The 15,465-nt window shown below is 76.3% G+C and carries 10 protein-coding genes; 6 read left to right on the top strand and 4 right to left on the bottom strand.

Going from position 1 to position 15,465, the window contains the following annotated elements; all coding sequences use genetic code 11:
* Positions 1–127 precede the first annotated feature (127 nt).
* The gene (gene argS / locus GTY84_RS18320; protein WP_161227366.1) at positions 128–1,894 is read left to right on the top strand and encodes an arginine--tRNA ligase; all 1,767 of its coding nucleotides are present in this window, start codon (positions 128–130) and stop codon (positions 1,892–1,894) included.
* Between the two features lie 394 nt (positions 1,895–2,288).
* On the opposite strand, the gene GTY84_RS18315 is transcribed toward argS, so the two are convergent.
* The 3 genes from GTY84_RS18315 to GTY84_RS18305 all read right to left on the bottom strand — a co-directional run bounded on the left by GTY84_RS18315 (position 2,289) and on the right by GTY84_RS18305 (position 6,905).
* Positions 2,289–3,503: a PLP-dependent aminotransferase family protein gene (locus tag GTY84_RS18315; RefSeq protein WP_161227365.1), complete on the bottom strand. Its 1,215-nt coding sequence runs from the start codon at positions 3,501–3,503 to the stop codon at positions 2,289–2,291.
* 374 nt (positions 3,504–3,877) lie between these two features.
* A complete protein-coding gene (locus GTY84_RS18310; RefSeq protein ID WP_161227364.1) occupies positions 3,878–4,780 on the bottom strand; it encodes an SAM-dependent methyltransferase in 903 nt (300 codons plus the stop codon).
* Between the two features lie 244 nt (positions 4,781–5,024).
* Positions 5,025–6,905, bottom strand: a complete 1,881-nt coding sequence (locus GTY84_RS18305; RefSeq protein ID WP_161227363.1) for a helix-turn-helix transcriptional regulator — start codon at positions 6,903–6,905, stop codon at positions 5,025–5,027.
* Between the two features lie 210 nt (positions 6,906–7,115).
* Between GTY84_RS18305 and GTY84_RS18300 the strand changes: the two genes are divergently transcribed.
* Positions 7,116–7,910 carry a DUF4232 domain-containing protein gene (locus GTY84_RS18300; protein WP_161227362.1) on the top strand — a complete coding sequence of 265 codons (795 nt, stop codon included), beginning with the start codon at positions 7,116–7,118 and terminating at the stop codon, positions 7,908–7,910.
* A gap of 52 nt (positions 7,911–7,962) precedes the next feature.
* Here GTY84_RS18300 and hemB read toward each other — a convergent pair whose 3' ends face one another.
* Positions 7,963–8,955, bottom strand: coding sequence for a porphobilinogen synthase (gene hemB / locus GTY84_RS18295; RefSeq protein ID WP_161227361.1), 993 nt, complete (start codon positions 8,953–8,955; stop codon positions 7,963–7,965).
* A gap of 652 nt (positions 8,956–9,607) precedes the next feature.
* On the opposite strand from hemB, the gene GTY84_RS18290 reads away from it, so the two are divergent.
* Genes GTY84_RS18290 through GTY84_RS18275 form a run of 4 tightly spaced genes read left to right on the top strand, consistent with a single transcriptional unit; the run spans position 9,608 to position 14,173 of the window.
* Complete coding sequence (locus tag GTY84_RS18290) at positions 9,608–10,786, top strand: 3-deoxy-7-phosphoheptulonate synthase (protein ID WP_345943479.1); 1,179 nt, start codon at positions 9,608–9,610, stop codon at positions 10,784–10,786.
* A 20-nt stretch (positions 10,787–10,806) separates the two neighbouring features.
* Positions 10,807–11,577, top strand: a complete 771-nt coding sequence (locus tag GTY84_RS18285; protein ID WP_161227359.1) for a 2,3-dihydro-2,3-dihydroxybenzoate dehydrogenase — start codon at positions 10,807–10,809, stop codon at positions 11,575–11,577.
* A 53-nt stretch (positions 11,578–11,630) separates the two neighbouring features.
* Positions 11,631–12,254 carry an isochorismatase family protein gene (locus GTY84_RS18280; protein ID WP_161227358.1) on the top strand — a complete coding sequence of 208 codons (624 nt, stop codon included), beginning with the start codon at positions 11,631–11,633 and terminating at the stop codon, positions 12,252–12,254.
* Positions 12,251–14,173, top strand: coding sequence for an anthranilate synthase family protein (locus tag GTY84_RS18275; protein WP_161227357.1), 1,923 nt, complete (start codon positions 12,251–12,253; stop codon positions 14,171–14,173). The genes GTY84_RS18280 and GTY84_RS18275 overlap by 4 nt, the downstream gene beginning before the upstream one ends.
* Positions 14,174–15,465: the final 1,292 nt, after the last annotated feature.

Genomic DNA, 15,465 nt, shown 5'->3' with positions numbered 1-15,465 from the left:
TACGGTCGCACGGCCGGCCGCCCCATTCTCCCAGCCCGGGCCGCATCCGCGAAAACCGCTTTTGCCCGCGTGGGATACTCGGCTCTCGTAGGTACTCCCCCGAACCCGAGCAGAACGGCACCCCTCCATGGCCTCGGTCACGTCCCTCAGCGACTCCGTCCAGCAGCAGCTCGCGTCCGCCCTGACGGCCACCCGGCCGGAGGCGGCCGGCGCGGACCCGCTGCTGCGACGCAGCGACCGGGCGGACTACCAGGCCAACGGCATCCTGGCGCTGGCCAAGAAGGCCGGGGCCAACCCGCGGGAGCTGGCCGCCGAGGTCGTCGGCCGCCTGACCACCGGCGAGGTGATCGAGCGGGCCGAGGTCTCCGGTCCCGGCTTCCTCAACCTGACCATCGCGGACCGGGCGATCACCGCGAACCTGGCCGAGCGGTACGCGGACGGCACCGGCCGCCTCGGCGTCCCGAACGCCGCGCGCCCCGGCACCACGGTCATCGACTACGCCCAGCCGAACGTGGCGAAGGAGATGCACGTCGGCCACCTGCGGTCCGCGGTGATCGGCGACTCCCTGGTGCAGCTCCTGGAGTTCACCGGCGAGAGCGTGGTGCGGCGCCACCACATCGGCGACTGGGGCACCCAGTTCGGCATGCTCATCCAGTACCTGGACGAGCACCCGGGCGAGCTGGACCACTCCGGCGCGGTCTCCGGCGAGGAGGCGATGTCCAACCTGGACCGCCTCTACAAGGCGGCGCGGAGGCTGTTCGACTCCGACGAGGAGTTCAAGACCCGGGCGCGGCGCCGGGTGGTGGACCTCCAGGCGGGCGACCCCGCGACGCTGGCCGCCTGGCAGAAGTTCGTCGACGAGTCGAAGATCTACTTCTTCTCCGTCTTCGAGAAGCTGGACATGGAGGTCCGCGACCCCGACATCGTCGGCGAGTCCGGGTACAACGACATGCTGGCGGAGACCTGCCGGCTGCTGGAGGAGTCGGGCGTCGCGGTGCGCTCGGAGGGCGCGCTGTGCGTCTTCTTCGAGGACATCAAGGGCCCGGACGGCAAGCCGGTCCCGCTGATCGTGCAGAAGTCCGACGGCGGCTACGGCTACGCGGCCACGGACCTGTCGGCCATCCGCGACCGGGTCTTCGGGCTGAAGGCGGACACCCTGCTCTACGTGGTGGACTCACGGCAGTCGCTGCACTTCCGGATGGTCTTCGAGACCGCCCGCCGGGCCGGCTGGCTCGGCGAGGGGGTGACCGCGCACCAGCTCGCGTTCGGCACGATCCTCGGCAAGGACGGCAAGCCGTTCAAGACCCGCGAGGGCGTGAGCGTCAAGCTGGAGGACCTCCTCGACGAGGCGGTGCAGCGCGCCACGGCCGTGGTGCGGGACAAGGCCGGGAAGGTGGGCCTGTCCGAGACGGAGATCGTGGAGAACGGCCGCCACGTGGGCATCGGCGCCGTGAAGTACGCCGACCTGTCGACCTCCGCCGTGCGGGACTACAAGTTCGACCTGGACCAGATGGTCTCGCTCAACGGCGACACCTCCGTCTACCTCCAGTACGCCTACGCCCGGGTCCAGTCGATCCTGCGCAAGTCCGGCGAGGCCCGCCCGGTGCCCCGCCCGGAGCTGGCGCTGGCCCCGGCGGAGCGCGCGCTGGGACTGCACCTCGACCAGTTCGGCGAGACGGTGCTGGAGGTGGCCGCGTCCTACGAGCCGCACAAGCTGGCGGCGTACCTCTACCAGCTCGCCTCGCTGCTGACGACCTTCTACGACCAGTGCAGCGTGCTGAAGGCCGACACCCCGGAGCAGACGGAGAACCGGCTCTTCCTGGTCGACCTGACCGCCCGCACCCTCCACCGGGGCATGGGCCTGCTGGGCATCAGGACACCCGAGCGACTCTGACCAACCCGCCGCACACCGGTCCGCCCCACACCGGTCCGTCGGCCCGTAGCAGCCCCGCGCTCCGCCCCCGCGGCCCCATGGGACCGGCCCGACGCAGTCCCCGGGAGCACCGCGTGGCCCGTCCTTCCCCCGAGGGGAGGGGCGGGCCGCGGCACGTTCCGGGGCCGGCCGGGGCGGCGGAGGGTGAGCGCGGGGTGCGCGCGTGGGCACCGGGCGGCCGGGGGCGGTCCGTGCGCGGGGCGGGTGCGAGTGCGGGCGGGATGCCGGGACGGGGACGGGCTCGGGGCGGGTGCGGGTGGCCGAGGGGCGGGTGCGGGAGGCCTGGACGGGACCGGGACGGGCAGTGCACGGTACGGGCGCGGGGGCGTGCCGGCGGGGGTGCCGTGCGGCGGGGTCAGGCGGCGCGCAGGCCCGCGCCGAGGCGCCGCAGTCCCTCCGCAATCTCCTCCGGCGTCTGGGTGACGTAGCACAGCCGCAGGGTGGCCCGGTCGGGCTCGCCCGAGTGGAAGGGGGCGCCGGGGACGTACGCCACGTCGTGCCGGACCACCCCGGGCAGCAGGGCGGTGGTGTCGTACCCGTCGGGCAGCCGGGCCCAGAGGAACATGCCACCCTCGGGCCGGGTCCAGGCGGAGCCCTCGGGGAGGGCCTCGGGGAGACCCGCCAGCATGGCGTCCCGGCGGGCCCCGTAGGCGGCGGCGACCCGGGCCACATGGGCGTCCAGATCACTGTCCGCGAGATAGCGGGCGGCGGCGAGCTGGTTGACGGTGGGGGTGTGCAGGTCGGCGGCCTGCTTGGCGACCGCGCAGGCCCGGCGCAGCCCGGCGGGCGCGCGCAGCCAGCCGAGCCGCAGGCCGGGCGCCATGACCTTGGAGAAGGAGCCGAGCAGCACGGTCCGGTCCCGCGCGCCGTCCTGGGCGGCGAGCCAGGGCACCCGGGCACCCTCGAAGCGCAGCTCCCCGTAGGGGTCGTCCTCGACGATCCAGAGCCCGTGGCGCGCGGCGACACCGGCCACGGCGGCCCGGCGCCCGGCGGGCATGGTGCGGCCGGTCGGGTTCTGGAAGGTGGGCACGGTGTAGAGCAGCTTGGGCCGCTCGCGCACCACCAGCTCCGCCAGCGCCTCCGGGTCCACCCCGTCCGCGTCCCCGGGCACCGCGACGACGCGGGCCCCGGCAAGACCGAAGGCCTGGAGGGCGGCCAGGTAGCACGGGTCCTCGACGAGGACGGTGTCGCCGGGCTCCAGCAGGGCGGTGGACAGCAGCGACAGGGCCTGCTGCGAACCGGTGGTGACGAGGATGTCGTCGGGGCCGGTGGGCAGGCCCCGGGCGGTGGTGCGGTCGGCGAGCGCGGCGCGCAGCACCGGTTCGCCCTCGGTGGTGGAGTACTGCAGCGCCCGCTCCGGCTGCCCGGCGAGGACGGCCCGGTAGGCGGCGGCTATCCCCTCGGTGTCGAACAGCTCGGGGGCGGGCAGCCCGCCCGCGAAGTTGATCACCTCGGGGCGGGCGGTGACCGCGAGGATGTCCCGGACCGGCGACCCCCCGACGGAGCGGGCACGCGCGGCGAGCGGGGGCAGGGGGGCAACGGGGGCGGAGGCGTCCGGGGTCACGGTCATGGGCCGCAGCCTAGAGAGACGGATGCCGTGTACACGCGCCCATTTCGGGATGCGGACGCCGGGCGGGACAGGGCAGCCGGAGGCGGCGTGGCGCGGTGCGGCGGCGCACCGCGGCAACGGGAGGGTGCGGCCCGGCGCGCGGGCGGCCCGGGGCCGGTGCCCGTGCCACACGCCGGTCCCCGTGCGCGCCGCCGTGGGCCGGACCGCTGCCCGTAAGCGCCGCCGTGGGCCGGGCCGCTGCCCGTGCTCGTATCCGGCCGGTACCTGTGTCCGTGCCCGCGCCCGGCTCCTGTGCCATTCCCGTGCCCCCGCGCCCGTGTCCGGGCCCTGTCCGTATCCGGGCCCGCGCCGGCGCCCCTGCCGTGCCGGAAGGGTCAGTTCTTCGCGGCCAGCGCGCCGTAGACGTTGATGTCGGCGTCCGTCGCGTCGTCGATGCCCCGGTAGCGGACCTTCTCGATCTCCTCCAGCTTCGCCAGGTACGCCTTCCCCGGCCGCTCGGGCACCGGGGCGGCGTGGTCGGGGCGCCAGTGGTGGACGGGGACGACCCCCGGCTCCGTCACGGTCAGCCCGTTCTCCGTGAGGAAGCGCCCCACCTCCGCGCGGGTGCGCAGGACGAAGGTGAACCCCCGCTCCGTGTACGTCCGCTGGACGGCGCGGACGTTCTCCGGGTTGAGGTCCTCGGTGAGGTGGCTGAGGACCACCCGGCTGCCCGGCGGCAGAGCGTCGACGAGCTCGCGGACGATCGGGTAGGCCCGCCCGTTCTCGACGAAGTGCAGCACGGCGACCAGGCACAGGGCGATCGGCCGGTCGAAGTCCAGTGTCCGGGCGGCCTGTTCGAGGATGCGGGCCGGGTCGGCGAGGTCGGCGTCGACGTAGTCGGTGCACCCCTCGGGTCCACTGGTGAGCAGGGCGCGGGCGTGGGCGAGGACCACCGGGTCGTTGTCGACGTAGACCACGCGGGAGTCGGGGCGGATGCGCTGGGCGATCTGGTGGACGTTCTCGGCGGTGGGCAGCCCGGTGCCGATGTCGAGGAACTGCCCGATGCCCTCCTCCCGCGCGAGCACGGTCACGGCGCGGCGCAGGAAGTCCCGGTTGTGCCGGACGTCGAGGTAGCCGCGGGGGTTGGCCGCGAGCGCGGCGGCGGCCGCGTCGAGGTCGGCGGGGTAGTGGTCCTTGCCGCCGAGGAAGACGTCGTAGACGCGCGCGGGGTGCGCCCTGCCGCTGTCGATCCTCCTCCGCAGCTCCGCGGGGTCGTGGCTGAGGGCGTCACCGGGCATGGGCGTCTCCTGACCGAGGGGGGTGGTGGGGCGTCGCCAACAACCTAGCTCCCCAAGGGACTTGACGCTTTCCCGGCATCCCCCTGACGAGCGGTGGGCGCCCGGCGGGACGGAACCCCGGACGGGCGGGGCGTGTCCAGGACGGGCGGGTGCGCGCCGCGGGGAGCCGGGTCGGGCGCCCCGGGTGCCGGGTCAGGTACCGGATGCCGGGCGCCGGGTCAGGTGCCGGATGCCGGGCGCCGGGTCAGGTGCCGGAGAACCACTGCCAGGAGGAGTCCGCGCCGAGCGGATAGCCGTAGTAGGCCGGGGTGCGCGAGGCGCTGGTGCGGAAGGGCCGGCCGTGGTCGTCGACGCGCAGGGTGCCCCGGCGGGTGCCGCTGGACCAGTCCAGCTCCAGATACCAGCGGACGTCGTGGCCGCTGGTGTGCGCGGTGACCCGGAACACCTCGGGGTCGGACTCGCTGACCTTGTAGGGGAAGTCGCGCTGGCCGCCGATGGGCTTCACCGGCGGGTTGCCCAGGTCGAGGGAGACGTCGAAGGAGGTCGTGCCGACCCCGCCGCCGCAGCCGCTGCCCATCGCGTACTGCCGCCAGTCCAGCGGCGGCCCGCTGCTGACCACCCGCGCGTGCAGTCCGCCGAGCACCACGGTGTCCGCGCCGGTGCCCTGCACCGTGAGGACGACCATCTGGCTGTCGGCGGCCACCGCGCCGAGGGCAGCGGCCCAGCCGACCGCGTCCTGCTGGGCGGGCGGCGGCGGCACGTTGCGCGGACTGCGGTCGACCAGGAAGGACTGGTCGCAGGGGGAGTCCCAGGCGAAGGGGGTGGTGGAGACGGCGAGGAGCGGGCCGCGCGCGGCGGTGGCGGAGGACGAGGGGGCGCCGCCGGGCGGGGCGGCCGGTCCCCGCTCCCCCGCGGTCCCGGAGGCGGACGGCGATCCCGTCCCGGTCCGGTCCGGCGGCGAGGAGGGCGCGGACGGGGCGGAGGACGGCGTGGTGCGGCCGGACCCGGTCCGGTGCTCCTCGGTGGGGGACGGCACCGCCGACTCCCGTGCGGAGGCGGCCCCGGCCGCCTCGGTGGACCCGCCCGGGGTGCCGCCGCCCGACACCAGGTTCACCACCAGCGCCACGGCGGCGGCCACGGCGACGACTCCCCCGGCGGCGTAGGCGGCGGCCCGGGGAGCACGGCGGCGGGCCCTGGAGCGGGCGGCGTGCGCGGCGTCCGGGGTGACGTCGGGGGCGGGGGTGCCCGGGGGCAGGCGTACGGCGTCGGACGGGGCCGGGGCCCCGGCCCCGTCCGCCGGAGGCGCGGAGGCGCCCCGGGGCGCGGGCGGGACGTCGGCCGCCGGGGGCGGTGCGGAGGCTGCGGCGGCGGGGACCGCTCCGGGGCCGGGGGCGGGGGCAGTGGTGCCCGGAGCCGGGGCTTCCGCCGGGGCCGCCTCCGCCGGGTGCGCGGGCACCGCCGGGTGCGCGGGCACCGCCGTACGGTCCCCCTCCCCCGTGCGCCCCTCACCCGTACCGTCCGCCGCTCCCGCGCCGTCCGCCGCCGGTGCCCGGCCGGACACCGCCGCCGTGCCCGCGCCGGAGCCCGGGCCGACCGCCGGGGAGGCGGGAGCCGAGGGCTCCGGAACCGAGGACATGGGAGCCGAAGGCGTCGGAGCCGGAGACGTCGGAACCGCGGACATCGGAGCCGCAGGCGTCGGAGCCGGAGACGTCGGAACCGCGGACATCGGAGCCGCAGGCGTCGGAGCCGGAGACGTCGGAACCGCGGACATCGGAGCCGGAGGCGTCGGAGCCGCAGGGGTCGCCGGGTCGCCCCGTCGGCGCTCCGCCGGGGCCGCGCCCGACTCCCCCGCCGGGCCGCCCGGTGTCGCCGGCCGGGGCCTGATCCCGCGCAGGGCGTCCGCGCGCAGCCAGCGGCGGTGGAGTTCCAGGACCTCGTCCGGGGTGGCCCGGCACAGGCGGGCGAGGCGTTCGGCCGGGGCGAACTCGGTGGGGACGACCTCCCCCTTGACGTACCGGTGCAGCGTCGAGGCGCTCATGTGCAGCCGCTTGCCCAGGGTCCCGTAGCTGAGCCCGGAGCGCTCCTTCAGCTCCCCCAGCAGTTCCGCGAACTCGTCCCCCGCCACCGTCTCTCCCTCTCCCGCATCCCCGTGAGGCATCCCAGGGGGATACCGTTTCCCCAGGTCAGAGCCGTTCCCGGCGTCCCATTGTCCCGCATCTCGCGGTGCCACTGGCGGCCGGGACGGAACCGGCAGCACGCTGGAGCCATCCAAGCAGCCGCTCCCGGTCAACGGTCGAGCGGCGCACCAGGTCACCTTCGGAAACGGGGCTCCGCCATGTCCGCACGCACCACCCGCACCCGTCTGCTCGCCGCCGCCACGGCCGCGCTGGCCGCACTCGCCCTGACGGCCTGTGAGAAGGGGTCGGACACCCGCGCCGGGGACGCCCCCTCCGCGACGGTCGCGGCGAACGACCCGACGGCGGCGCCCCCCGCCCGCACGGAAACCGGCACCGGCGCCGGGGCCTCCCCCTCCGCCCCGGCGGAGGGCGGCGGGACGGGGCCGACCGCCTCCGGTGCCCACGGCTCCGCCGCCCCGGGCACCGGCGGTTCCGGGACGGCCGGGGGCTCCGCCAGCGGCTCCGGCGGGGACGGGGACGGCAAGGGCAGCGGCCGCGGCGACGGACGGCGCGACGGGGAGCACGGGACGGCCACCGGCACCGGTCTGCCCGCCGACTGCTCCGCCGCCACCGTCCGGATCACCGCCACGGTGGTCTCCCGGCCGGTCAACCACCTGCTGCTGACGGCGACCGGCACCGGCGGCGCTTCCTGCATGCTGCCGCCGCACCCCGAGGCCCGGTTCGGCGGGGCCCAGTCCGTGCCGCCGGTCGTGCAGGAGAGCCAGGCGCGCGCGGTCAGGGTGCTCGACCCCGGCCGGTCCGGCTACGCCGGCGTCCGGCTCTCCTCCGGGGACGGCTCCGCCGCCAACGGCCACCGGGTGACCACCCTGACGGTGCCGTTCGACGACGGATCCGCGGCCCGGGTCACCCTGCCCGGCGGCGGCGTGTACGTCGACGACGCCCTCGCCGTCACCTACTGGCAGCCCGGCCTGGACTCGGCGCTGGAGTACTGAAGGGGACCCGGCGCCTGCCCGGGGCGGCACGCCGCCCCGCGGCACCGGCCGCTCAGCGGAGCATGCGGGCGGCTTCGGTCGCCCAGTAGGTCAGGATGTTGCGCGCACCGGCCCGCTTGATGCCGGTGAGCGACTCCAGGACGGCCTGCTCGCGGTCGATCCAGCCCCTCTCGGCGGCGGCCTCGATCATCGCGTACTCGCCGGAGACCTGGTAGGCGGCGACGGGCACGTCCACCGCCTCGGCGACCCTGGCCAGGATGTCCAGATAGGGCCCGGCCGGCTTGACCATCACCATGTCGGCGCCCTCCTCCAGGTCGAGCGCCAGCTCCCGCATCGACTCCCGGGTGTTGGCGGGGTCCTGCTGGTAGGAGCGGCGGTCGCCGGTGAGGGAGGAGCCGACCGCCTCGCGGAAGGGCCCGAAGAAGGCGGAGGCGTACTTCGCGGTGTAGGCGAGGACGGCGACGTCCTCGCGCCCGATCTGGTCGAGGGCGTCGCGGACGACCCCGATCTGCCCGTCCATCATCCCGCTGGGCCCGACCACGTGGGCGCCCGCGTCGGCCTGCACCTGCGCCATCTCGGCGTACCGCTCCAGGGTGGCGTCGTTGTCCACGCGCCCCTCGTCGTCGAGCACCCCGCAGTGGCCGTGGTCGGTGAACTCGTCGAGGCAGAGGTCGGACATGACGAGCAGCTCGTCCCCGACCTCGGCCCGCACGTCGCGCAGGGCCACCTGGAGGATGCCGTCCGGGTCGGTGCCGACCGTGCCGAGGGCGTCCTTCCTCGACTCCTCGGGCACACCGAACAGCATGATCCCGGAGACACCCGCGGCGACCGCCTCGGCGGCGGCCTTCTTCAGGGAGTCCCGGGTGTGCTGCACCACACCGGGCATCGCCGCGATCGGCACCGGTTCGCTCACGCCCTCGCGGACGAACGCCGGGAGGATGAGGTCTGCGGGGTGCAGCCGGGTCTCGGCGACCATCCGACGCATGGCGGGAGTGGTCCTCAGCCGCCGGGGCCGGGTGCCGGGAAAGGATCCGTACGTCGTCATACCGCCTACGCTACGCCCGGCCCTCCCCTGCCTTTGCCGACGCCCGGTCGGACCCGTCCCCGCGCACCCCTCCCGCCCCGGGACGCCCCGCCCCGTCCGGCCGGGCCCCAGGCCCTCCGGCCCGGCGCCCCGCGCCCTCCGGCCCGATACGCCCCGCGCGCCTCGGGACGGGCCCCGCGCGCCCTACCCGCGGCGGCCCGCGCCCTCCCGGCGGTGCCCCGCGCGCCCCGGCAGGGCCCGCGCCCTGCCGGACCGGGGGCCTCCGGCCCTTCGGCCCCGGGCCCGCGCCCCGGAGCCGGGGTCCGGCCCCACCCCCCGCCCCGCCGTCCCACTGCCCGGTCCCGACCGGCACCACCGCCCGGCCCCGCCCCGCCGGACGTCCGGCGGCGAGACCGGCGCACGTCCGCTCCCCGGAGGCAGGGCGGAAGCATGTCCGGACCGGGCGCCCCCCGTTCCGCGCGGGCCGCGCGTTTGTCACGTCCGCGTGCCCGCTCCCGCCGCCCGCGAGGGCCCGCGACGGCTACCTGACCAACTCGCCCGGCACTCGTGGCGGGCACCTCCGGTGCTGCTCACCATGGCGAGGACCACGGTGGTTCCGGATGTTCACGAAGATCCCGCCGTCTCAGCCCGCCCACGCACCGGGAGACGACCAGTGACAGTGACAACAGGCGACGCGGCCCTGCTGGACCCGCGCGCACGGCCCGCCCCGCAGCAGCCGGACTGGGAGGACGACCCCGGGCTGCCGGGGGTGCGCGACGAACTCCTGCTGAGCGAACCGCTGGTGACCGCCGACGACGTACGGGCGCTGCGGACGCTGCTCGCGGAGGTCGCCGGGGGACGCGCCCTGGTGCTCCAGGCCGGCGACTGCGCCGAGGACTTCGCGGAGTGCACCCGGGAGCACGTGACCCGCAAGGCCGGGATGCTGGAGACCCTGGCCGGGGTGCTCGGCTCCCGCGCCGGGCTGCCGGTGGTCCGGGTGGGCCGGATGGCCGGGCAGTTCGCAAAGCCCCGCTCCCGCCCCACCGAACGGGTCGGCGGCGTCGAACTCCCCGTCTACCGGGGCCACATGGTCAACGAACCGCAGGCCGACCCGGCCGCCCGCCGCCCCGACCCGGTGCGCCTGCTGCGCGGGTACGACGCCGCCCGGCGGGCCATGGACCACCTCCGGCACCACAACGCGGCCCGCGCGCCCCGGTCCCGGGTGTGGACGAGCCACGAGGCGCTGCTGCTGGACTACGAGATCCCCCTGACCCGTGCCGACGAGCGGGGCCGCGCGCTGCTGGCCTCCACCCACTGGCCGTGGATCGGCGAACGCACCCGCCGCCCGGACGGCGCCCATGTCGCCCTGCTGGCCGGCGTGGTGAACCCGGTGGCCTGCAAGGTGGGCCCCGGCACGGGCGTGGCCGACGTGCTGGAGCTGTGCGAGCGCCTCGACCCGCACCGGCAGCCGGGACGGCTCACCCTGGTCGCGCGGATGGGGGCGGAGCTGGTCGCCGAGCGGCTGCCCGCCCTGGTGCGCGCGGTGCGGGCGGCGGGGCACCCGGTGGTCTGGCTCACCGACCCGATGCACGGCAACACCGTGAGCACCCCCGACGGGCTGAAGACCCGCCGGCTGGAAGCGATCACCGCCGAGGTCCGGGCCTTCGGGGCCGCGGTGCGCTCCTCCGGCGGAGTGCCCGGCGGCCTCCACCTGGAGGCCACCCCGCACGAGGTCACCGAGTGCGACCTCGGCGCCGCCGAGACCACCGGGCCGCTCTCGTACACCACCCTGTGCGACCCCCGGCTCAATCCCGCCCAGGCCGCCGCCGTCGTCTCGGCCTGGCGTTCCTGACCAGTAGCAGGAGGTACCTGATGGAGAACCGAGTCGCCCTCGTCACCGGCGCCGCCGGAGGCATCGGCGGGACCGTGGCACGCGTCCTGGCCGAGCGGGGCGCCGTGGTCGCCGCCGTGGACCACGACCCCGAGCGGCTGGCCGAGTCGGTGGAGAAGCTGCGCGCCGACGGCCTCGACGTCCACGCCCACCCGGTCGACGTGACCGACGGCGCGGCCGTGGAGCGCCTGGCCGGCACCGTCGAGGACACCCTCGGGCCGGTGGACCACCTGGTCAACGCGGCCGGCGTGCTGCACCTCGGCGAGGTCTGCGACTACCGCGACGAGGACTGGCGGGCCACCTTCGGCGTCAACGTCGACGGCGTCTTCCACGTCTCCCGCGCCGTGGTCCGCCGCATGGTCGCGCGCGGCGGCGGCTCGATGGTCACCGTCTCCTCCAACGCGGCGGCCACCCCGCGCGCCTCGATGGCCGCCTACGCGGCGTCCAAGGCGGCGGCCACCATGTTCACCAAGTCCCTCGGCCTGGAGGTCGCCCGGCACGGCGTCCGCTGCAACGTGGTCGCGCCGGGCTCCACGGACACCCCGATGCTGCGCTCCATGTGGCGCGACGAGAGCGGGCGGGCCGGGACCATCGAGGGCGACCTCGGCTCCTTCCGCGCCGGCATCCCGCTCGGCCGGGTGGCGAGCACCGCCAACGTCGCGGACGCCGTCGCCTTCCTCCTCTCCGACCAGGCCTCCCACATCACCCTCCACGTGCTGACCGTCGACGGCGGCGCCTCCCTCGGCTCCTGAGCACCGCACCCGCCCGAGCCCGAGGCCCGACACGGCTGAAAGGAATCCGACCCATGGCCGGCATACCGGCGATCGCGCCCTATCCGCTGCCCACCGCGGGGGAACTGCCCGCGAACACCGCCGCCTGGACCGCCGAACCCGACCGGGCGGTACTGCTCCTGCACGACATGCAGCGCTACTTCCTCGCCCCGCTCCCCGAGGCGCTGCGCACCGAACTCGTCGCCAACGTCACGGCGTTGCGGGACCGGGCCCGCGCGGCCGGGGTCCCCGTCGCCTACACCGCGCAGCCGGGCGGGATGACGCCCGAACAGCGCGGCCTGCTCGCGGACTTCTGGGGTCCGGGCATGCGCACCGCCCCCGCCGACCGGGAGATCGTCGACGGCCTCGCCCCCGAGGACGGCGACTGGGTGTTCACCAAGTGGCGCTACAGCGCCTTCCACCGCTCCGACCTGCTCGAACGGATGCGCGCCCAGGGCCGCGACCAGCTCGTGGTGTGCGGGGTGTACGGGCACGTGGGGGTGCTGATGACCGCAGTGGACGCCTTCACCCACGACATCCGGACCTTCCTCGTCGCCGACGGCATCGCGGACTTCGGGGAGGACGAGCACCGGGCGACCCTGGACTACGCCGCCCGCCGCTGCGCCGTCGTCACCACCGCCGGGGAGGTGTTCGCATGACCCCCCAGGCGGCGCCCGGCGCCGCTCCGGGGTCCCGTCCCCTGGACCGGATCCTGACCGCCCTCGGCCGCACCGCCGAGCCCTTCGCCCTGCTCCACCGGCCCGACGCGACCGGCCCCGGGCTGCTCGACGTGCTCACCGGTCCGGTCACCCTGCCCGGCACCCTCGCGGAACTGCCGCTGCCCGACGGCCCGCCCGCCGGCGGCCCCGCCCACGACGTCCTGGCCCTGATCCCCTACCGCCAGATCACCGAGCGCGGGTACGCCGCGACCGACGACGGGGCCCCGCTGCTGGCGATGACCGTCACCGGCCAGGAGACGGTGCCCCTGCACGAGGTGCTCACCCGGGTCCCGGACGTGCCGATCCGCCTGCGCGGCGGCGCCTTCGACGTCGACGACGCGTCCTACGCCGAGCTGGTGCGGCGCGTCGTCCGGGACGAGATCGGCACCGGCGAGGGCGCCAACTTCGTGCTCAAGCGCACCTTCGGCGCCGAGATCTCCGAGTACGGGCTGCCCAGCGCGCTGTCGTTCTTCCGGCGGCTGCTGACCCGCGAGTCGGGGGCGTACTGGACCTTCCTGGTCCACACCGGCGAGCGCACCTTCGTCGGGGCGACCCCCGAACGGCACATCAGCGTCCGTGACTCGGTCGCGGTGATGAACCCGATCAGCGGCACCTACCGCTACCCGGACACCGGCCCCACCCTGGACGGCGTCCTCGACTTCCTCGCCGACCGCAAGGAGGCCGACGAGCTGTACATGGTCGTGGACGAGGAACTGAAGATGATGGCCCGGATCTGCCCCGACGGCGGGCAGGTGAACGGCCCCTACCTCAAGGAGATGGCGCGGCTCGCGCACACCGAGTACTTCATCGAGGGCCGCACCGGGATGGACCCCCGGGAGATCCTGCGCGAGACGCTGTTCGCGCCGACCGTCACCGGCTCGCCGCTGGAGAGCGCGGCCCGGGTCATCCACCGCTACGAGCCCGCCGGGCGCGCCTACTACAGCGGGGTCGCCGCGCTCATCGGCCGTGACGCCCGCGGCGGGCGCACCCTGGACTCCGCCATCCTGATCCGGACCGCCGACATCGACTCCGGCGGGCGGCTGCGGGTCTCCGTGGGCGCCACCCTGGTCCGGCACTCCGACGCGCGGTCCGAGGTCGAGGAGACCCGGGCCAAGGCCGCGGGGCTGCTGGCCGCGCTGGAGGACGACGGCCCGGAGCGGTTCGCCCAGCACCCGACGGTGCGGTCCGCGCTGGAGCTGCGCAACGCCTCCCTGGCCGGCTTCTGGCTGGCGAACGCGCCGGGCGGCGCGGGGCCGGTGCGGGGGCTGGAGGGCGGGCGGGTGCTGGTCGTGGACGCGGAGGACACCTTCACGTCGATGATCGGCCGGCAGCTCCGCTCCCTCGGGCTGGACGTCACCGTACGGCGGTTCGACGAGCCGTACCGCTTCGACGAGCACGACCTCGTCGTCCTCGGGCCCGGTCCCGGCGATCCGCGCGACGCCGCGCACCCGAAGATCGCCCATCTGCGCCGGGCGGTGCGGACCCTGCTCGACGAGCGGCGACCCTTCCTCGCGGTGTGCCTGAGCCACCAGGTCCTCGCCACCGCGCTGGGCTTCGACCTGGCCCGCCGGGACGTGCCCAACCAGGGCGTGCAGCGGGAGATCGACCTGTTCGGCAGCCGCAAGCTGGTCGGCTTCTACAACACCTTCGCGGCCCGCTCGGCCGCCGACCGGGTGGAGTGCGCGGGCACCGGCACGGTCGAGGTCAGCCGCGACGCGGACACCGGCGAGGTGCACGCCCTGCGGGGACCGCACTTCGCGTCGGTGCAGTTCCACGCGGAGTCCCTGCTGACCCAGGACGGGCCCCACATCATGTCCACCCTGCTCGGCACCCTCCACCCCCCACTGCCGGTGCGCTGACCGGGAACGGCCCCACGGGGCGGGCCCGCCGGAAACGGAGCAACGGGGGGGCGGGCCCGCCCGGCGCACCCCACACCGCCCGCTCCCGCCACCCCGGCGGGAGCGGGCGGCAGACGTGGCAGACACGGCAGACACGGCAGACACGGCGGGGACGACCGGGACGGCGGGCAGCCGAGGCGAGAGGGCAGCCGAGGCGAGAAGGCGGCCGGCGGGAGCGGGCGGCGAGCCCGAGTGGCCGCGGGGTCCCGCAGGCGACCGACAGGACCCGGCAACGGCCCGAGCCGACGTCCGAGGCAAGCGGTCGGCCGACGCGAGCGGGTGACCGGCAGAAGCCTGCGACAGGCGCGAGCGGCGGTCGGGGCAGACCGACGGCAGGGGCGAACGGGCGACCAGCGGGAGCGGGCAGCGAGCCCGAGCGCAGCGCCATGGCGAGCGGACGGCCCACGTGAGCGGGCGACCGACGCGGGCAGGCGACGGACGCGAGCGGCGGCAGGGCCCCCGGGCGGCCGACGGGAGCGGGCGGCGAGCCCGAGTGGCGGCGGTCGGATGACCGGCAGGGACGGGCGGCGGACGCGAGCGGCGGCGGGGGGCGGGCAGCAGGCGGCTCCGGGGGCGGCGGCCCGGCACCGCGACGGACGCGCCCCCGTCGGCCGGTCCCCGGCCCGCGCGCGCCACGGCCCGGAGCCCGCCCCGCCACTCGTGAGCACCCCGCCCCCGGATCACGCACCCACGCGGAACCCCGCACACGTGCGGGACGCAGAGCGCCGTCGCCCCGCCCCCGGACCGCAACCCCGGCCCCACGGCGGGGCCACGCCGGACGTCCGGAACCGTCGCGGGCCACCCGGTGGGACCGGGGACGGAGGCGGAGCGTGGAGCGCGGAGCCCGGGTCGGAACCGCGGTCCGACCCGCCGTCGCACGCGGTGAAGCCCCGGCCCCACTTCCGGGACCGGGGGGGACGCGCGTTCCCGGCACTCCCGGCGGCGGGGCGCCCCGCCGAGGTCCGTCGGGCTCCGCCAGGGCACGACGAGGCCCGCCCAGCCAGCCCAGGCACCGCCAGGGACCGCAGGGACCGCCAGGGACCGCAGGGACCGCCAGGGACCGCAGGGACCGCCAGGGACCGCAGGGACCGCCAGGGACCGCAGGCACCGCAGGCACCGCAGGCACCGCAGGCACCGCAGGCACCGCAGGCACCGCAGGCTCCGCAGGCTCCGTCAGGCACCGCAGGGACCGCAGGGACCCGGCCGGAATCTGCCCAGGCTCCGCCAGGGCCCACCCGGGCTCCGCCAGAGGC

The organism is Streptomyces sp. SID8352 (assembly GCF_009862265.1).
Lineage (GTDB): Bacteria > Actinomycetota > Actinomycetes > Streptomycetales > Streptomycetaceae > Streptomyces.
This window is presented reverse-complemented; position numbering and strand designations above follow the sequence as displayed.